This is a genomic window from Neobacillus cucumis, from assembly GCF_016908975.1.
Lineage (GTDB): Bacteria > Bacillota > Bacilli > Bacillales > Cytobacillaceae > Neobacillus > Neobacillus cucumis.
In genome coordinates, this window is the sequence record NZ_JAFBEX010000012.1 from 22,754 (window position 1) to 41,042 (window position 18,289).

The following is an 18,289-nucleotide window of genomic DNA, read 5'->3' on the forward strand; positions in this document are numbered from 1 at the left end:
TTATTATTCAATTGAAAAGATATATGAGTATAATGGCTGGCCGCCATCATGAATCTCAATTTCTACATCTTCAAAATTTTCCTCAACGTACGAAGATAGGTTAGCTACTTCTTCCTCTGTTACATCTTCACCATAAATAATGGTAAGAATTTCTGAATCTTCATCGAGCATCTTTGTTAAGAGATCTTCTGCCACTTTCCCTTTATCTTTATTCTTTACCACAATTTTTCCTTCTGAAATGCCCATGAAATCATCTTTTTCAATTTCTAACCCATCAATGGAGGTATCTCGGACAGCAAAGGTAATCTGACCGGTTTTGACATGATTTAATGCTTCTTTCATGGAAGCTTCATTATCATCAACAGCTGCAGATGGATTAAAGGCTAGAAGAGCAGACAGCCCTTGCGGCACTGTCTTCGAAGGAATAACGTAAATTTCTTCTTCTGCTACATCTTTTGCTTGTTCAGCCGCCATTATAATGTTTTTATTGTTTGGTAAAATAAATACCTTCTTAGCGTGCACTTCCTTAACCGCTTTCACAATATCCTCTGTACTTGGGTTCATTGTTTGTCCGCCTTCAATGACCGCATGTGCCCCGATGCTTTTGAATAACTTTGCAATCCCCGCGCCCATTGATACAGTTACAATTCCATATTCCTGCATTTCTTTATGCGCCTGCTTGTCTTCAGGTTTCGATGCAGCATGTTTTTCACCAACAATATTCGAATGCTGCTGACGCATGTTTTCTATTTTCATATTGATCAAATTTCCATAACGCTGTCCATAGGTTAACACTTCACCAGGTTGTTCGGAGTGAATGTGTACCTTAACAACGTCTTCATCTGCAATCACTAATAACGAATCCCCATAATTACTTAAATCATTACGGAAGGTATTCTCGTTAAATGGATGTTTTGCCACCTTTTCCTGCTCAAAACGAACCATAAATTCAGTACAATAACCATAAACAATATCCTCTGTATTAATATGACCTTGAACGTTTTTATGGTGTTGTGCACTAACCAATTCCGTCATAGATGGAATTAAGTCAGAAGATACTGGAAGGCTCTCACCTTTTAATTGAGCTAAAAATCCTTCATACACAAAAACAAGTCCCTGTCCTCCACTGTCTACAACACCAACTTCTTTTAAAACGGGAAGTAAGTCAGGTGTACGTTTGAGGGATGCCTTTGCTTCGTTTAATATTTCTTCCATAATATAGATCATATCTTCTGAGTTTTGCGCCGCAACAACTGCTTTCTTAGCTGAATCTTTTGCGACTGTTAGAATAGTCCCCTCAACAGGTTTCATGACAGCCTTATAAGCTGTTTCAACTCCTGCTTCTAAGGCATTGGCAAAATCTTTACCCGAAATAACGGCTTTTGACTCAACAGCCTTTGAGAACCCGCGAAATAATTGAGAGAGAATAACTCCAGAATTCCCACGTGCTCCCATTAGCAACCCCTTTGAAAGGGCCACTCCTACTTTACCAATATGTTCTTGAATATTATTCTTTACTTCCTTTGCACCGGAGGTCATTGATAAATTCATATTGGTTCCAGTATCACCGTCGGGCACAGGAAAAACGTTCAATGCATCAACCATCTTGGCATTTGCTGACAAGTGATTAGCACCTTGAATCACCATTTCGGCGAAACGTTTTCCATCTAATGCTGTTATTGACACAAACTTTCCTCCTCACTACGAGTTCGTCACACGAACTCCCTGAACGTAAATATTGACCGAGTCAACGGCAAGTCCAACTGTCTTATCGAGGGTGTATTTAACTTTTGATTGCACGTTGTTGGCAATTTCGGAAATTTTCGTACCATAGCTGACTATAATGTACATATCAATATGTAATGCCTCGTTTTCTTGGCGTACGATCACACCACGAGTAAAATTTTCCTTACGTAATATTTCTGTGATTCCATCTTTAATTTGATTCTTAGAGGCCATACCGACGATTCCATAGCATTCAATTGCCGCTCCTCCAGCAATTGTTGCAATTACTTCATTTGAAATATCAATTTGTCCGTACTTAGTTTTTAATTCAATGGACATGAATCGTTCCCCCTTTTGGAAATTGCTCTATGACTACAGTCATTTTACTATAGTCACTCCAATATTAAAAGCCATACTTGAATTGCTACAATAGAGCATTTACAAAATATCGATGTCAAGGATTTTTTCTTGAAAGGTTTGTACACAAGTATTGCATTAAGATACGTTGTGTGATAAATTATTAAGGTATCTCAAGTCTAGAAAATTTTTAATATAATTTTCTATATCCAAATGAACATCTAAAGATGTTGTTCTAAAGCTTTTGGTAGTTAAGGAGGGAAACATAATGCCACGTAAATGTGTAGTAACTGGAAAGAAAACAACAACTGGTAACGCACGTTCTCACGCTATGAACGCTAACAAGCGTACATGGGGTGCTAACTTACAAAAAGTACGTATTCTTGTTGATGGAAAACCTAAGCGTGTTTGGGTTTCTGCAAGAGCGTTAAGATCTGGTAAAGTAGAACGCGTTTAATGAGTGTGAGCATCCAATTATTGGATGCTTTTTCTTTTTACAAGCTTGTATATCTATAGTCCAAATTTGAACAAAAAGGAACAATTAGCAACTATTAAGTTAGTATGACCCAATTGGATAATAAAAAGCACCCAAAATAAGGGTGCCTAATCATTTCTGAAGGTCTTTTCTATTCATTTTTCTTGAATGCCCCAATCATGGCCCGGACAAGCCCGCCTAAGAATCTCGGCAATTTAATTGTATAAAATTTCATACTACTGTCCCTCCTCACAAATCTACCCCGGCATATTTTAAAGCCACTTTTTCCGCACGCCCCTACATAGTATTCAAACGAACGAAATCAGTACCATTTGAAGTGCATCTTAATCGTTACTTCTTATCACTATTAATATGCCTTTGGAGAATGAAAAAGTACCATAATCATTTATTAGTTCATTACTAATACATAATGTGGAACCGAGCGTAATATGACGGTTCTTTAGTGGAAATTTAAATCCTTCAAGGGTTAGATCAGTCACCTCAAGTGTTAAAGGGACAAACGAAATATATTTTTTGGAGGGAATTTTTTCAATAGTATAGTGTCCAGCTTCTTTTAAAAAAATAATATTTTTCTGATCAATTAAATACACATCGACTGGGTTGTTTGCTCTAATTGGGCTAATCAGTAATTGGACGTTGGCAAATAAATGATCCAGTCTGCCGCCAGTAGCACCAAACAGACGAATACACGTAGGATTTTGATCAAGTGCCCAATTCAAGGCAAGTTCCAAATCGGTTTCATCTTTTTCCGGCTTATATTTCCTTATGCCGGATACTTGGTGTTCAATGACAGTCAGCTCTTCTTCACTTACTGAATCAAAGTCACCAAATGCCATGGCAGGGGTAATGTTTCTCTTAATCAGATGAAAAACCCCCCGATCAACGCCAACCCAGATTGCATCTGTTTCTTGATAACGAGTTAAATCAGGAAGTAATTCTTCTGGTCCTCCTGCCAATAAATTGATAATCATCTAGCACCCCTCTTTACATGAATGGAAAAAGCCAGCTTAAAAAACTGGCTTTACCCTCTTAGTTGTGAAATGGCCTGTTGATAATCCTCTTGATTGTATACCGCAGAGCCAGCCACAAGAACTGTTGCACCAGCTTCAATGCATTGTCTAGCCGTTTCTGGGTTAACACCGCCATCAATCTCAATCTCAATTTGAATTCCTTTTTGCTCGGCCATTTCCTTAACCTTCTTTATTTTTGGAAGAACCTCAGGGATAAAAGTCTGCCCCCCGAAGCCAGGATTCACCGACATTAATAACACCATGTCAATATCACCAATGATATGTTGAATCGACTCCACTGGTGTGGCTGGATTAAGAACAACACCCGCTTTTACACCAAATGATTTAATACTTTGAATAGTACGGTGAAGATGGCGGCACGCCTCCACATGAACCGTAATATAATCGGCTCCCGCTTTCACGAATGCCTCGAGATAGTGGTCTGGATTCTCAATCATTAAATGTACATCTAGCGGAAGCTTTGTAAGTGGACGGACGGCTTCTACCACCAGTGGACCTATTGTTATATTAGGTACAAAATGACCATCCATTACATCTATATGAATGTAATCCGCTCCTGCTTTTTCAACTGCAATAATTTCTTCTCCCAACTTTGAAAAATCAGCTGAAAGTATAGAAGGTGCTATTTTCACCATTGTTAATACCTCGGCTTTCTCTCTTTAATTTCCTGGAGGAAATCCAGGTAATGTTCATATCGATAATTTGGAATTTCTCCACTTTCAACGGCCGTCTTTACACCGCATTTTGGCTCAGACACATGTAGACAACCGCGAAACTTACATTTTTCACTCGCCTTTTGTATTTCGGGAAAACAAAATGTTAAATCTTCCATTTCAATGTTAATGAACTCTAAAGAACTAAATCCTGGTGTATCCGCTATAAGCCCATTCCCAACCTTGATAAGCTCCACATGTCTAGTTGTGTGTTTCCCTCTGCCAAGGTGTGAAGAAATATCATTTGTTTTTAATTCAAGGTCAGGTCTTAACACATTCAGTAATGAAGATTTTCCTACACCTGATTGTCCTGCAAAGACAGAAATTTTATTTTCAATATGTGGACTTAACAATTCAATCCCCATTTCTGTTTCTGATGAAGTTAATATAACCTCATACCCAGCAGCCCGATATTGGTTCGCATACGCTGAAATTTTTTCATTCTCTTCATGATTGGTGAGGTCCATCTTTGTAATACAAATTAATGGTTGAATGTGATTAAATTCAACTAAAACAAGAAAACGGTCCAAAAGTACTGTGCTAAAGTCTGGTTCAACTGCTGAAAATACAAGAATAGCCTGATCCACGTTGGCGATCGGTGGTCGAACCAATTCATTTTTCCGCTCTTTCACTTCTAAAATATATCCTTCTAGATCATTTTCAGCTTGAAAAACAACCTCATCACCAACAAGCGGGGTAATTTTATTCTTCCGAAAAACACCTCGTCCTCGGCATTGGATGAGGGTTTCACCGTGAAGAACATAATAAAAACCGCTTAACGCTTTAACTATTTTTCCTTCAGGCATAACTACACTCCTTGCCCTTTTACTTACCAAACCATTAATTTTCTCCTTTAAAAATCTACGCGAAACCCATCTATCTTATACAGACTACGATACTAATTATTCTGCAGTTGTGTTTGTGTTAGTTGTTGTGTTAGTGTTGCCACTTGTATTTACACTTGTGTTTGTACCTATGTTTGTACCTGTGTTTGTACTTGTGTTTGCACTTGTGTTTGCACTAGTATCTGAACTTGTATCTGTATCCGCATCTGAGTAGTTTTTATTTTCATCAATAATTACTTTCGTATCGCGAATGACTTTATAGCCAGCCTTTTTGCCATATGGAATCATTAATTTAATTTGTTTTTTTGTATTTTCAGTAATATAAAAGGTCTCAGCAGGTTCTGTCATGCTGTGGTTCATATCTTCAATATAAATTTGCACTAGTTGTTTTTGCCCAGGCTCACCAGGAACAGGAGGTTCATAGGGAATGGTTAATTCAACAATAAGTTCTTTAGGAGGCTTATCTTCTTTTCCCTTAGAGATAACGACCTTAACCTTGTCACCTTTTTGTAATTCTGTTCCTGCAGCAGGACTTTGAGAAATCACCATTCCAGCCGGAATATTGTCATCATATTTTTCTTCAGAAGAATCCAGAGTTAAACCGACCATGGAAGCATAGTCTTGAGCACCTTTTAAATTGTATTGGGTTAAATCCTTCAAGTCAATTTTTTCCGGCCCTTTACTCACTTCAAATACTAGAACCGTCTCATCTGGAACCACTTTTTCTCCATTGTTAATATTTTGACTGATAATGGTCCCGGGATCACTGTCATCGGTCACTTCCATTTTCTGTATATCTTTGAAGCCCTGATTTTCTAAAATTGCAACGACATCATCGTAATCCCGACCAACATAATCTGACAATTCATATTTCTCTTTACCTGTGCTGACATAGATTGTAACCTTTGAATTTTCTATTACTGTACTTCCACTCTCAGGGTCCGTCTTAATTACTTTCCCCTCTTTTACATTCTCATCTGTAATGTCAATCTCATTGCCTACAGTTAATCCTTTTAATTTCAGCTTTGAAATCGCATCATCTAAGTTCATGCCGCTAACATCCGGTACACTTAAATCCTTAGGCGCTAATATACGTGGTAAAACTGTATAAGTTAATAATGCCAGAATGGCTAATACTAAAAATGTAGATATTAAGATTATCGGCCACTTTTTCCGTTTTTTTACGTTTGTTTTATCTTGATTAGCTGAATCCTTTTGGTTATTTACCGTTTTTTCACTACTATGGACTAATGTTTCATCCAGATTTTTTAAAGGTTGATTATCGGTAATAACCGGGATTGCTTTTGTCGCATCATCATCAATCGGAATCGTAAATTTTTGTTCATCCATACGCTCAGGATTAAGTGCTGTCCGCAGATCCTCTTCCATCTCATCGACAGTATTATAACGATGAAATGAATCCTTCGCAGTAGCCTTTAAGACAATATTTTCAACACTTTGGGGGATGTTTGGATTCCATCTTCTAACAGAAGGTGTTTCGGATTGAAGATGCTTTAACGCGATTGAAACCGCCGACTCACCGGAAAACGGCAACCTGCCTGTCAATAATTCAAACAAAACAATCCCTAAGGAATAAATATCAGACTTCCGATTGGCCATGCCCCCTCTAGCTTGTTCGGGCGATAAATAATGTACAGATCCTAAAACAGAATTCGTCTGCGTAATACTTGTTGCACTAAGTGCCATCGCAATACCGAAATCGGTAATTTTCACATTTCCCTCATGGTCTACCAAAATATTATGCGGTTTAATATCACGATGGATAATATGATTTTGATGGGCATGTGAAATCGCTGAAGTAAGCTGTCGCATGATTCCAATTGCATCTTCCACTCTAAGCGGAGAATTTTGCTGAATATATTGTTTTAATGTCTGACCATCCACAAATTCCATCACAATATAGTAGAGATCACTTTCCTCGCCAACGTCATAGATATTGACAATATTCGGATGGGCCAGACTAGTTGCTGATTGTGCTTCGCGTCGGAACCTGCGGATAAATTCCTCATCATTAGCAAAATCTAATCGAAGCATTTTAACCGCAACATCGCGGTCTAGGATCATATCATGGGCTAAGTAGACATTTGCCATGCCACCTCCGCCAATCATATCCAAAATTTTGTAGCGGCCACTTAATCTTTTTCCAATCAACATCTAAAATCATCCTCGCGTGTCTCAGAAAACTCTACAATTGCCAGTGTAATGTTATCCTCTCCGCCATTTTCATTTGCAAGTAAGACCAGTGAGCCTGCCTTTTGTTGTAAATCTTCTTCATTATGCAGTATTTCCATCATTTGTGCTTCATTCACTTTATTGGAAAGACCATCAGAACAAAGTAAAAGTATATCTCCCTCTTCAAAGATAATCGTTTTAATATCCATTTCTACTGTTTTTTCAGTGCCCAAAGCCCGTAATAAGACGTTTTTTCTTGGATGATGTTCCGCATCTTCTTTTGAAATTTGTCCGGACCTAACCAGTTCGTTGACAAGGGAGTGATCTTCGGTGATTTGTTTGAAACCAGTTTCGTTTAATAAATAACCTCTGCTGTCACCAATATTGGCAATGGTTGCAAATGTGTCCGTAATAATTGCAGCAACAATCGTTGTTCCCATACCGTCACATTCAGAATGATTGGTTGCATGATCTAATAACAAAAGATTCACACTCTTGATTTGATCTTTAAGCCAATTCTCAGCATCACCAGCTGTTACAATCCCTGTGGATGTTTCCCATTCTGATTTTAACGTAGTAATCGTCATTTGACTGGCAACGTCACCAGCACGGTGACCGCCCATCCCATCTGCCACAACGGCAAGGCGGTAACCGTCCTTGTTACCAAATACACCACCGGCATCCTCATTGTGAAGACGCACTCTCCCTCTATCTGTCTGAAATACTGCTTTCATCCCTTCACCTCGTCTCTTCTTTTCGCTCCTTTGCACGAAGTTGTCCACATGCTGCAGCAATATCTGACCCTTGCTCTCGGCGAATTGTTACATTAATCCCTAATTTTTTTAATGTCTTTTCAAAAGCAAAAATTTTATCTCTTGGAGTTCGGACATAATCCCTTTCAGGTACATAGTTAACAGGAATTAAATTGACGTGACATTTTATTCCTTTTAAAAGGGCTGCTAATTCTTCCGCATGCTCTATGGAATCATTTACGCCGCCAAATAGCCCGTATTCAAAGCTAATTCGTCGTCCTGTCTTATCGATATAATACCGTACCGCTTTCATTAAGTCATCAAGTTTATATGCTCTATTAATTGGCATCAGTTTTGACCGTAATTCTGTATTTGGTGCGTGAAGTGAAATCGCAAAATTAATTTGTGTATTTTCATCAGCAAATTGATAAATTTTAGGAACGATTCCGCTTGTTGAAACCGTAATATGCCGTGCACCAATATTCAATGATTTCTCATGATTGATTATTTTTAGAAAGGCTAACATATTATCATAATTATCGAAAGGTTCACCAATACCCATAATAACCACTGAATCTACGCGTTCATCTGTTTCGTCTAATGCTTGTTGTACCTTCACTACCTGAGCAACGATTTCACCCGCTTCTAGATGTCTTTTTAACCCGCCAAGTGTCGAGGCACAGAAGGTACAGCCAATTCGGCAGCCTACCTGGGTTGTCACACAAATGGAATTCCCATAATCGTGGCGCATTAGCACGGTTTCAATTGAATAACCATCTTGAAGTTCAAAAAGAAATTTAATGGTCCCATCTGTTGAAGTTTGTTGGATAATGGTATTCAATGTTGTAACTTGAAAATGTTCATCTAATTTTTCTCTTAAGCCTTTTGATAAATTACTCATATCTTCAAAAGACTTGATTCTTTTTTTATAAAGCCAATCAAAAATTTGTTCAGCCCGAAATGGCTTCTCTCCATTTTCCGACAGCCAGTCTTTTAAGTCTTGAAGCTGAAGTGAGTAGATCGATTTTTTCTTGGTTTCCAATGTTGTTTTTGTCTCAGTTGTATTTAATTGTTCCAACTGTTACACCTTCTTCCTATTGTCTAGGTCCTAAAAATGCATGCACTTAAGATTTTCTTAGCGCTGCAATATAAAATCCGTCTGAACCAATATCCTGTGGGAATATTTGTAAATCAAACCCATTTATCAGTGGTTGAATCGCTTCAGGCATCCTGCTTTTAAATGTTAGATCGCCTTCGAAGTCCGGATTATTTTCCAAAAATCTTTTAACTGTATGTTCATTTTCCTCCTTATCTACAGTACATGTACTATAAACAAGAATGCCTCCCTTTTTCAACAAAGGTGCAACCGAACTAAGTAAGTCTTGTTGAATACTGCTTAACCGCTCTATGTCTTGTTCTGTCTTTGTATATTTCATATCTGGTTTCCTTCTCATAACACCAAGGCCAGAACATGGTGCATCCAGCAGAATTCGATTAAAGGAATCAGGCTTAAACTTTGCTTGTAAATGTCTAGAATCAGATATACTTGTTTTTATATTTGAGAGCCCTAAACGTTTGGCATTATCATTGATCAACCTTACTTTGTGCTGATGAAGATCTACCGAAATGACTTCGCCTGTATTATTCATTTTTTCTGCAATATGGGTACTCTTACCTCCGGGCGCTGCACATGCATCAAGTATATATTCATCTTCCATAGCCCCTAACGCATAGGCGGCAAGCATGGAACTTTCATCTTGGATGGTGAACATTCCATAATTAAATGATATTGTCGAAGCTAAATTTCCTTTTAACGTCCGGATGGCTTCAGGAATAAAGGGACTTTTTTCGATCTGAAATCCATCCTCTTCTAAAAGAGCAACACACTCATCTCTAGAAATCTTGGTGAGATTAACTCTTGCCGTCTGCATAGGTGCCGTTAAATTGATCTCACACATTTCTTTCGTTTTCTCATATCCAAATTGGTTCACCCATCTGGTCACAAGCCACTCTGGATGACTTGTTTCAAGTGCTAATCTTTGAATGGGATCTGTGACTTCGTTCAAAGAAGGGAGCCCTTCTCTCTGGATGGTTCGGAGCACTCCATTGACCAAGCTGGCAATCCCTTTATGTCCTCTTTCTTTTGCAATTTCAACTGCTTCAAAAATAGCTGCTCGATCTGGTATGCGATCAAGGTAAACCATTTGATAGAGCGTTAATCGAAGTAAATGATGAACCCAATTGGCTAATTTTTTATTGTCTTTGATGAAAGGTCTTAAGTAGAAGTCTAGGGCCATTCGTCTTTGCAATGTTCCATAGGTCAATTCAGTTAAGAGCCCAATATCAACAGCGGACAATTGATTCTTTTCAATTGTGCTGTTAAGAAGTAAATTGCTATAGGATTGATTTTTCTCTATCGTTACTAGTAGATCCATTGCGATTGCACGTACTTTATTTTTTTTTGAGGTCATCTTATTCTCCCAGCTTGCTGCCCAATGTCATTTTTGAACCAGCACCTCTTAAAAATTGTTCACTTAGCATTCTTGTTTTCCCCGAAGGCTGTAGTTCTATAATTTTAATGGCTGTTTCATTTCCAGTTCCAACCGTGAAACCATCCGATTCTATTTTTAAAACTGCTCCGGGTTCCCCTTTTAATCCAGCAACTTTTTGGGACTGCCAAATTTTTAAAACCTGGCCATCCAAAGTCGTAAACGCTACTGGCCATGGATTCAAACCGCGAACATGGTTATAAATCTCCTCACCCGTTTTATCCCAATTAATTTTTTCCTGTTCCCGCTTTATATTAGAAGCAAAGGTTGCTTCCGCATCATTTTGTGGAGTTGGCGTTAAACGGCCTTCTAATAGTAATGGCAAGGTTTCGGATAGAAGCTTGGAACCTGCAACACTTAACTTATCATGGAGCGTACCTACATTATCCTCTTCTGTAATCGGCACTTCAACACTCGTTAAAATATCACCGGCATCTAATTTCTCAACCATATACATGATAGTAACACCCGTTTTCTTCTTGCCTTGGATGATGGCATAATGGATGGGAGCTCCGCCACGAAGTTCTGGCAACAAAGAGGCATGTACATTAATGCAGCCGAATTTTGGAGCTTCTAACAGCTTTTTAGGTAGAATTTGCCCAAAAGCAGCTGTTACTATTAAATCTGGATTTAAGGCCAAGATTTTGGTTAGTTCCTCTTCTTGACGAATTTTTTCTGGTTGAAAAACGGGAATGCCCTGTTTGATTGCTTCCACTTTTACAGGAGGTGGTGTTAATACTTTTTTTCTTCCGACAGGTCGATCAGGCTGCGTTACCACACCAATGACTTCGTACCCATCCTTAATAATTTGCTGCAGGACAGGTACTGAAAAATCGGGCGTACCCATAAAAACAATTTTGGTCATTCAATTTCTACTCCTTTTAACTCATCATCCTCTAGAAATCTTGATACTTTGGTTGTAAAAAGAATTCCGTCTAGATGATCAATTTCGTGCTGGATAGCTCTTGCCAAGAATCCTTCGGCCTCAAGCGTATATTCCCTGCCTTTACGGTCAAAAGCTTCAATTTTTACAAAGTTTGGGCGAGTTACTTCTCCATATAATCCAGGAAAACTGAGACACCCCTCAGGGTCTGTTTGTTCTCCGGAGGTTTCGATAATGCGCGGGTTAATCATTTCTATTGTTCCAAATTCATCATCAATATCAACAATGGCGATACGGGCATCAAGGCCTATTTGCGGAGCAGCCAGACCTACCCCATCAAATTCAATCATTGTGTCATACATATCATTTAAAATACTCGTTAACTTTTTATCAAAACTTACCACTGCCTTGCAAGATTTCTCTAGAATCTCGGCAGGGTGAGTAACAATTTTCCTAATAGCCAATTCTGTTCCTCCAATATGCAAAAGCTGTTTGCTGTATATTTTATATTTTATTAAACTTCGAGAAATGACTAGCTCCAGTGCCCTTAAATAGGCACTTTTTGCGTTTTTCTTTTTCTTATCATTTTCACCCAAAATTAATAAACATAACCTTTTTCCCCATGTAATTTCTTTTAGGCTACATTAAGATGACAGGATTGACATCGATTGATACCTGTAAACCATTCTTTGTATCCTTCTGATATTGATCGAGTATGGTTTTAAGAGTTTTCGTAAGGTTCGGTTCCCGTTTGTATTTTATCAAACATTGATAGCGATATCTATTATTGATCCTAGGAATCGATGAAGCTGCCGGACCTAAAACGACCGCCTTATCCGACACTTGGGAGCGGATATAGTTAACCATTTTTTCTGTAGCCGCAACGACATTTATTAAGTTTTCATGACTTACTGTAATTAGCGCTAAATAATAGAAAGGGGGATAATGACGCAGTTTTCGAATTAACATTTCCCGCTGATAAAATAGATCATAGTCTTGACTTGCCGCCAGCTCAATACTGTAATGTTCCGGTGTATAGGTTTGGATCACAACTTCACCTGGAAGTTGATGTCTTCCAGCCCGCCCGCTAACTTGTGTCAATAATTGAAATGTCTTTTCAGAGGAGCGGAAATCTGGTAAATGAAGCATCGTATCTGCTGAAAGCACACCCACTAAAGTTATATTGGGAAAATCCAGTCCTTTAGCAATCATCTGTGTACCTAGTAAAATATCGGCTTTTCCATCCTTAAAGTCATTGAGAAGCCTCTCATGTGCCCCTTTTCGACCAGTCGTATCCACATCCATGCGAATAACTCTGGCCTCAGGTAAAATCTTCCCAAGTTCTTCTTCGACTTTTTGGGTTCCGGTGCCAAAATAGCGGATATATTCACTATTACATTCAGGACAAGCAGTTGGCACGTAGCTTTCGTACCCGCAATAGTGACATTTCATCTGTTCACGCACACGGTGATAGGTTAGTGAAATATCACAATTAGGGCAATTCACTACATAACCACAATCTCTGCACATTACAAATGAGGAGTGACCCCGCTTATTTAAGAATAAAACTGATTGTTGCTTCTTAGCGAGCCGATCCTGAAGAAGCTCAAACAATTTTCGAGAAAACATGGAACGATTGCCTTCACGAAGTTCCTCCCGCATGTCAATAACGTCAACAGATGGAAGGTCTTGATTATTCATGCGGCTTGGTAATGTTAAAAGCTGATACACCTTTTTTTGTGCTCTGGCAAAGGACTCAAGCGAAGGTGTGGCACTTCCAAGCACAACTGGACAGTTATAAGTCTTGGCTCTCTCAATTGCTACATCCCTGGCATGATAGCGTGGCATTTCTTCCTGCTTATAGCTTGTTTCATGCTCTTCATCAATGATAATGATCCCTAAATTCTCAAATGGAGCAAAAATAGCTGAACGGGCACCGACCACTACTTTTACTTCCTTGCGTTGAATCTTGCGCCATTCATCATACTTTTCTCCAGCAGACAAACCACTGTGCAAAACGGCAACGTTGTCACCAAATCTCCCCTTAAACCGATGAACCATTTGCGGGGTAAGAGCTATTTCCGGTACAAGAACAATGGCTTCTTGTCCTTTTTCGATGACTTCCTGGATGGATTGCAAATAGATTTCTGTTTTACCGCTCCCTGTGACACCATAAAGCAAAAACACCTCATGTTGATTCTGTTCAATTGAATAGAGAATAGGAGCAATTGCCTTAGCTTGAGAATCGGTTAATGGAAGTGGCTTAGTACGTTCGAATGTTCGATGTTCATAAGGATCTCGGTATACCTCTTTATCAAATTCCATCAATAGATTTTTATCTACAAGGGATTTAATCGTCGACCTTCCTGTGTTTAATTCATCCGTCAACGTTTTTAATTCCACTTCATCGTAATGCTTTACAAAATACTGTAAAACTAGCTTTTGCTTTTCTGCATTTGAAGGGATGGTCTGAATCGCTTCTAGTAATTCATTTATACAAGTCGTTGGTCGTACAAACCTCTGGTGTTTTTTTCTTACTCGCTCTTTCACTTCATAAACAACTTCTAAGAGACCCTTTGCTGCCTCACGCTGTAAGGGAGGAACAATCCTCATTTTAATTGCTTGTTCCCAGTCAAGCTCCCGGTCATTCTCAAAGAAGACTTGCAAATTTGAGGGTAACTCTTGGGCAGTCCCCCTTTTTGCAAGCCTAACTTTTTTTTCATATTTTGCTTTTAGGGCAGCTGGCAACATGACTTGATAGGCAAATATTTTAAAACAAAGCGTTTTTTCAGTCAGCCAGTTACCTAGTTCGAGTAACTCCTCATTTAATACTGGCTTTAAATCCATTGGTTCAATAATCTCTCTCAATTTGTTCACATTTGATTCTGAGTTTAATCCAACTACAAAGCCCTGGATATGTCTTGGACCAAATGGGACTATGACCCTCATGCCCGGCTGAATGGTCCCCCTCCACTGATCAGGGATTATATAATCGAAAGCGCGGTCTGTTTGTTTTGTCGGTACATCGACAATTACACTAGCTATCTCCATTTTTATCCCTATCCTTAAAAAGTGAAGTAATTTCTTCAATAATTTTAACGGCTACTTCATTCTTGGACATTAAAGGTAAACTGATGACCTCACCAGATCGTTTGAATAGGGTCACAATGTTTGTATCAGTACCAAACCCAGCACCTTCCGTTTTTACATTGTTAGCTACAATCATATCTGCATTTTTTTTCATTAATTTGGTTTTCGCATATTCCTCAAGATGGTCCGTCTCTGCTGCAAAGCCAACCAGCACTTGATTTTCTTTTCGCTGACCCAGCTCATACAAAATATCATTTGTTCTTTCAAGTTCGATATTTGTATCGCCCTTCTGCTTTTTCACCTTATGGTCAAAAGTAACTCTTGGGCGGTAATCTGCAACCGCTGCTGTTTTAATTACCACATCTGCTAAAGAATAATCCTTCATAACTGCTTTATACATATCTTCAGCACTCTCAACCTTCACTAACTCTACCCCCTGTGGGGCTGTTATTGAAACAGGTCCTGAAACCAATATGACACGTGCTCCCTGTTTCACTGCCTCTTCAGCAAGTGCGTAACCCATCTTTCCCGACGAATGATTGGAAATAAATCGAACAGGATCAATTTTTTCACGAGTAGGTCCTGCGGTTATAATAATTGTTTTTCCCTTTAATTTTTGATGTACCATCAGATTAAAACGATCTTGAATTAGCTTTACGATTTTCTCCGGCTCTTCAAGGCGTCCTTTTCCGACATAACCGCAGGCAAGGTAACCTTCACTTGGCTCAATAAATTGGCATCCGTATTCGGCTAATATAGCAAGATTCTTTTTAACAGCAGGATGGTCATACATATGTACATTCATGGCAGGGGCAATCCACACAGGTGAGGTTGCAGCAAGTAATGTGGTTGTAATCATATTATCTGCAATTCCACAGGCTAATTTTCCAATTGTATTAGCTGTGGCAGGGGCAACAAGAATTAAATCGGCCCAATCCGCCAGGTCAATGTGCGCAATCACTTGCGGATTTTTCTCATCAAATGTATCGATAAAAACATCATTACGGGATAAGGCTTGAAAGGTTAAGGAGGTAACAAATTTCTCCGCAGATTCACTTAACATGACTTTAACGTTAAAACCAGCTTGTACAAGCTTACTTGTAAGAGCTGCTGCTTTATAAACAGCAATTCCTCCTGTTACACACAATAAGATGTTCCGTTCCTGACTCATTTTAAAGCCCCCACTCTTATCCATTACTTTTTTCTTATTATGCTAAAAAAACGACATTTTTTCATCTCTTCCTAACGAAAAAAGATCCCACTAACATCATACAAAATAAAAAGGCTGACATGCAGGTGATTTCCCTTTTTGCCAGACCTTCTTTCATGTTTTATTTTTGCCTGATAGCCATATTATTCAGCAGAAGTTTCTGCTTTCTTTGAAATCCGATAAGTTAATTCACCACTATAAATTTCCTCAAGTGCTTTTCCTACATATTTATAGGAAACATACTTAGGAAGTCGTTCATCTTTTACTTGAGACATCACGCGTGCCCGCTTAGCAGCCACAGAAACAAGTGAATATTTTGAGTCAATTTTTTCTAATAATGAGTCAATAGACGGATATAACATTTTATTCAACCTCCAACAGTTTTTTATAACGATGTTCGACTCTTTCTCTGCGGCAATGCTCCGCCATTACAATCGCTTTAACTCGTTTGCAGGCGAGCTCTACCTGATCATTTTCTACCACATAATCATATAATTCCATCATTTCGATTTCTTCACGGGCACTTAACATTCGATTCTGAATGATGTCTTCTGTTTCTGTTCCCCTTGTGACAATCCTGTTTTTAAGTTCGGTTAAACTTGGCGGCATGAGGAAAATAAATAATCCCTCGGGAAACTTTTCTCGCACTTGACGCGCACCCTTTACTTCAATCTCCAAGAAGACATCTTTTCCGGAATCTAAGGTTTGACGGACATAATCAACAGGGGTTCCATAGTAATTCCCAACAAATTCAGCGTATTCAAGTAACTTGCCCTGTTCGATTAATGCTTCAAATTCCTCTCGTGTTTTAAAGAAATAATCAACCCCATCCACTTCTCCTTCGCGTGGAAGGCGAGTGGTCATGGAAATGGAATATTCAAAATCGGTATCATGATGAGAAAAAATCTCTTTCCGAACGGTACCTTTTCCAACACCGGATGGTCCAGATAAAACAATCAGCAATCCTTTTTCCTGCATATTATGGTAATCCTACCCTTCATCTATAATTTCTTCACGGTCGGTTAAGCGATTGGCAACCGTCTCCGGCTGTACTGCTGAAAGAATGACATGGTCACTATCCATCACAATTACAGCGCGAGTCCGTCTTCCATAGGTGGCGTCAATTAACGATCCCCGATCCCTGGCATCTTGAATGATTCGTTTTATTGGCGCAGATTCAGGGCTGACAATGGAAATAATGCGATTGGCAGAAACAATATTACCAAATCCAATATTGACTAATTTAATCGACATGGTTACTCATCCAATCATTAATAATATAATTTTGACCGTGTTGAATAGTTTCTAAACAATAGGCTCTGTTTAATTTCGCTGTTGATTTCCGCTCCAGGCGCTCGCTTTCCGCGGGCGTGCAGGGGAGCCTCCTCGGCGCTTATGCGCCTGTGGGGTCTCCCCTGCCCCGTACTCCCGCAGGAGTCGAGCGCCCTCCGCTCCAATCAACAAAGAATAAAAAACACTTACAAAGCCATCCCAATAAATCCTATTCGATATTCTGAACCTGTTCCTTCAGCTTTTCAAGTAAACTTTTGATCTCAACCACTTTTTTAGCAATATTTGAATCATTTGCTTTGGAACCAATGGTATTGGTCTCTCGGTTCATTTCCTGGACGAGAAAGTCTAATTTCCTGCCAATCGGCTCACTTTCATCTAAGGTTTGCAAAAATTGTTGAATGTGGCTTCTTAACCGCGTAATTTCTTCATTTATATCAGCTTTATCTGCAAATACGGCAACCTCGGTTAGAATTCGGGTTTCATCCAATTGTCCATTGACAAACTCTTGAATCCTTTTGGTCAAGCGGTCCTTAAAAGCTTGTACTGCAATAGGAGCAAATTTCTGAAGCTCGGTTACATTTGTTTCGATTTGAGCAGTAATCGATTGTAAGTCCCTTTTTAATTCTTCTCCTTCTGCCACCCGCATTTGTTTAAGCATCATCACCGCTTCTTCAACAGCCGAAAGGACTAACTTTTCAATTTCTTCATTACCTTCTTCACTTTCTTCAATATGTAAAAGTTCTGTTCGATTGAGCAAATCTTGAAGGGTGATCATCCCTTCAATTCCAAATTTACTTTTCGCTTCAAGAAGGAATTGAACGTATTCCTCCATCAGCTTCCAATCAGGAAGGACCTTTTTAGAAACCATTGCTTCACCATCAACACTCACATACACTTCTACACGGCCGCGGCGAATATGCTGGCTTAAGATCTTTTTCATTTTATCTTCTATTTTTAAAAGCTGTCTGGGCATGCGGATATTTATTTCAGAAAAACGGTGATTAACGGTTTTTATTTCTACGTTCACCGAAAAGGTTCCAGATACTGACTTTGCTCTGCCGAAGCCTGTCATACTAATAACCATCAGGTACACATCCAATCTTAGCTATTGATCGGCTCTTTATTTTATAACAATAACAAAAGGTAATAGAA

At 39.0% G+C, this 18,289-nt stretch carries 19 protein-coding genes; 1 reads left to right on the top strand and 18 read right to left on the bottom strand.

Features of this window, described 5'->3' with window-relative positions:
• Positions 1–3 precede the first annotated feature (3 nt).
• The gene (locus tag JOC76_RS16715) at positions 4–1,686 is read right to left on the bottom strand and encodes a DAK2 domain-containing protein (protein WP_205179304.1); all 1,683 of its coding nucleotides are present in this window, start codon (positions 1,684–1,686) and stop codon (positions 4–6) included.
• Between the two features lie 15 nt (positions 1,687–1,701).
• On the bottom strand, positions 1,702–2,064 hold the full coding sequence (locus JOC76_RS16720) for an Asp23/Gls24 family envelope stress response protein (RefSeq protein ID WP_205179305.1): 363 nt from the start codon (positions 2,062–2,064) through the stop codon (positions 1,702–1,704).
• Positions 2,065–2,350: 286 nt separating this feature from the next.
• On the opposite strand from JOC76_RS16720, the gene rpmB reads away from it, so the two are divergent.
• Positions 2,351–2,539, top strand: coding sequence for a 50S ribosomal protein L28 (gene rpmB / locus JOC76_RS16725; RefSeq protein ID WP_007087786.1), 189 nt, complete (start codon positions 2,351–2,353; stop codon positions 2,537–2,539).
• 169 nt (positions 2,540–2,708) lie between these two features.
• Here rpmB and spoVM read toward each other — a convergent pair whose 3' ends face one another.
• The 16 genes from spoVM to JOC76_RS16805 all read right to left on the bottom strand — a co-directional run bounded on the left by spoVM (position 2,709) and on the right by JOC76_RS16805 (position 18,221).
• The gene (spoVM, locus tag JOC76_RS16730) at positions 2,709–2,792 is read right to left on the bottom strand and encodes a stage V sporulation protein SpoVM (protein WP_007087787.1); all 84 of its coding nucleotides are present in this window, start codon (positions 2,790–2,792) and stop codon (positions 2,709–2,711) included.
• A gap of 109 nt (positions 2,793–2,901) precedes the next feature.
• The gene (locus JOC76_RS16735; RefSeq protein WP_205179306.1) at positions 2,902–3,549 is read right to left on the bottom strand and encodes a thiamine diphosphokinase; all 648 of its coding nucleotides are present in this window, start codon (positions 3,547–3,549) and stop codon (positions 2,902–2,904) included.
• 50 nt (positions 3,550–3,599) lie between these two features.
• On the bottom strand, positions 3,600–4,244 hold the full coding sequence (rpe, locus tag JOC76_RS16740; protein ID WP_205179307.1) for a ribulose-phosphate 3-epimerase: 645 nt from the start codon (positions 4,242–4,244) through the stop codon (positions 3,600–3,602).
• Between the two features lie 2 nt (positions 4,245–4,246).
• Positions 4,247–5,128, bottom strand: a complete 882-nt coding sequence (gene rsgA, locus JOC76_RS16745) for a ribosome small subunit-dependent GTPase A (RefSeq protein WP_205179311.1) — start codon at positions 5,126–5,128, stop codon at positions 4,247–4,249.
• A gap of 96 nt (positions 5,129–5,224) precedes the next feature.
• Complete coding sequence (gene pknB / locus JOC76_RS16750) at positions 5,225–7,342, bottom strand: Stk1 family PASTA domain-containing Ser/Thr kinase (RefSeq protein ID WP_205179312.1); 2,118 nt, start codon at positions 7,340–7,342, stop codon at positions 5,225–5,227.
• Positions 7,336–8,094, bottom strand: coding sequence for a Stp1/IreP family PP2C-type Ser/Thr phosphatase (locus JOC76_RS16755; RefSeq protein WP_205179313.1), 759 nt, complete (start codon positions 8,092–8,094; stop codon positions 7,336–7,338). The genes pknB and JOC76_RS16755 overlap by 7 nt, the downstream gene beginning before the upstream one ends.
• 4 nt (positions 8,095–8,098) lie before the next feature.
• Complete coding sequence (gene rlmN, locus JOC76_RS16760; protein WP_205179314.1) at positions 8,099–9,190, bottom strand: dual-specificity RNA methyltransferase RlmN; 1,092 nt, start codon at positions 9,188–9,190, stop codon at positions 8,099–8,101.
• Positions 9,191–9,236: 46 nt separating this feature from the next.
• Complete coding sequence (gene rsmB / locus JOC76_RS16765; RefSeq protein WP_205179315.1) at positions 9,237–10,583, bottom strand: 16S rRNA (cytosine(967)-C(5))-methyltransferase RsmB; 1,347 nt, start codon at positions 10,581–10,583, stop codon at positions 9,237–9,239.
• Position 10,584: 1 nt separating this feature from the next.
• Entirely contained in the window at positions 10,585–11,526 is a 942-nt protein-coding gene (gene fmt, locus JOC76_RS16770) for a methionyl-tRNA formyltransferase (protein WP_205179317.1), read from the bottom strand.
• Complete coding sequence (gene def, locus JOC76_RS16775; RefSeq protein WP_205179682.1) at positions 11,523–12,008, bottom strand: peptide deformylase; 486 nt, start codon at positions 12,006–12,008, stop codon at positions 11,523–11,525. The genes fmt and def overlap by 4 nt, the downstream gene beginning before the upstream one ends.
• 175 nt (positions 12,009–12,183) lie before the next feature.
• Positions 12,184–14,595 (bottom strand): primosomal protein N', encoded by a 2,412-nt coding sequence (priA, locus tag JOC76_RS16780; RefSeq protein ID WP_205179318.1) that lies wholly within the window; start codon positions 14,593–14,595, stop codon positions 12,184–12,186.
• Entirely contained in the window at positions 14,582–15,805 is a 1,224-nt protein-coding gene (gene coaBC, locus JOC76_RS16785; protein ID WP_205179321.1) for a bifunctional phosphopantothenoylcysteine decarboxylase/phosphopantothenate--cysteine ligase CoaBC, read from the bottom strand. Before coaBC ends, priA begins: the two co-directional genes overlap by 14 nt.
• A gap of 182 nt (positions 15,806–15,987) precedes the next feature.
• Positions 15,988–16,206 (bottom strand): DNA-directed RNA polymerase subunit omega, encoded by a 219-nt coding sequence (gene rpoZ, locus JOC76_RS16790; protein WP_205179323.1) that lies wholly within the window; start codon positions 16,204–16,206, stop codon positions 15,988–15,990.
• A gap of 1 nt (position 16,207) precedes the next feature.
• A complete protein-coding gene (gene gmk / locus JOC76_RS16795) occupies positions 16,208–16,822 on the bottom strand; it encodes a guanylate kinase (protein WP_205179324.1) in 615 nt (204 codons plus the stop codon).
• A 12-nt stretch (positions 16,823–16,834) separates the two neighbouring features.
• Entirely contained in the window at positions 16,835–17,098 is a 264-nt protein-coding gene (gene remA / locus JOC76_RS16800; RefSeq protein WP_205179326.1) for an extracellular matrix/biofilm regulator RemA, read from the bottom strand.
• Positions 17,099–17,345: 247 nt separating this feature from the next.
• Positions 17,346–18,221 carry a YicC/YloC family endoribonuclease gene (locus JOC76_RS16805; RefSeq protein ID WP_205179328.1) on the bottom strand — a complete coding sequence of 292 codons (876 nt, stop codon included), beginning with the start codon at positions 18,219–18,221 and terminating at the stop codon, positions 17,346–17,348.
• Positions 18,222–18,289: the final 68 nt, after the last annotated feature.

What these genes read in the sequence shown, in the direction of transcription:
- JOC76_RS16720 (WP_205179305.1), bottom strand. Translation starts at nt 2,064, where the DNA reads ATGTCCATTGAATTAAAAACTAAGTACGGACAAATTGATATTTCAAAT.
- rpmB (WP_007087786.1), top strand. Translation starts at nt 2,351, where the DNA reads ATGCCACGTAAATGTGTAGTAACTGGAAAGAAAACAACAACTGGTAAC.
- spoVM (WP_007087787.1), bottom strand. Translation starts at nt 2,792, where the DNA reads ATGAAATTTTATACAATTAAATTGCCGAGATTCTTAGGCGGGCTTGTC.
- JOC76_RS16735 (WP_205179306.1), bottom strand. Translation starts at nt 3,549, where the DNA reads ATGATTATCAATTTATTGGCAGGAGGACCAGAAGAATTACTTCCTGAT.
- rpe (WP_205179307.1), bottom strand. Translation starts at nt 4,244, where the DNA reads ATGGTGAAAATAGCACCTTCTATACTTTCAGCTGATTTTTCAAAGTTG.
- rsgA (WP_205179311.1), bottom strand. Translation starts at nt 5,128, where the DNA reads ATGCCTGAAGGAAAAATAGTTAAAGCGTTAAGCGGTTTTTATTATGTT.
- pknB (WP_205179312.1), bottom strand. Translation starts at nt 7,342, where the DNA reads ATGTTGATTGGAAAAAGATTAAGTGGCCGCTACAAAATTTTGGATATG.
- JOC76_RS16755 (WP_205179313.1), bottom strand. Translation starts at nt 8,094, where the DNA reads ATGAAAGCAGTATTTCAGACAGATAGAGGGAGAGTGCGTCTTCACAAT.
- rsmB (WP_205179315.1), bottom strand. Translation starts at nt 10,583, where the DNA reads ATGACCTCAAAAAAAAATAAAGTACGTGCAATCGCAATGGATCTACTA.
- fmt (WP_205179317.1), bottom strand. Translation starts at nt 11,526, where the DNA reads ATGACCAAAATTGTTTTTATGGGTACGCCCGATTTTTCAGTACCTGTC.
- priA (WP_205179318.1), bottom strand. Translation starts at nt 14,595, where the DNA reads ATGGAGATAGCTAGTGTAATTGTCGATGTACCGACAAAACAAACAGAC.
- coaBC (WP_205179321.1), bottom strand. Translation starts at nt 15,805, where the DNA reads ATGAGTCAGGAACGGAACATCTTATTGTGTGTAACAGGAGGAATTGCT.
- rpoZ (WP_205179323.1), bottom strand. Translation starts at nt 16,206, where the DNA reads ATGTTATATCCGTCTATTGACTCATTATTAGAAAAAATTGACTCAAAA.
- gmk (WP_205179324.1), bottom strand. Translation starts at nt 16,822, where the DNA reads ATGCAGGAAAAAGGATTGCTGATTGTTTTATCTGGACCATCCGGTGTT.
- remA (WP_205179326.1), bottom strand. Translation starts at nt 17,098, where the DNA reads ATGTCGATTAAATTAGTCAATATTGGATTTGGTAATATTGTTTCTGCC.
- JOC76_RS16805 (WP_205179328.1), bottom strand. Translation starts at nt 18,221, where the DNA reads ATGGTTATTAGTATGACAGGCTTCGGCAGAGCAAAGTCAGTATCTGGA.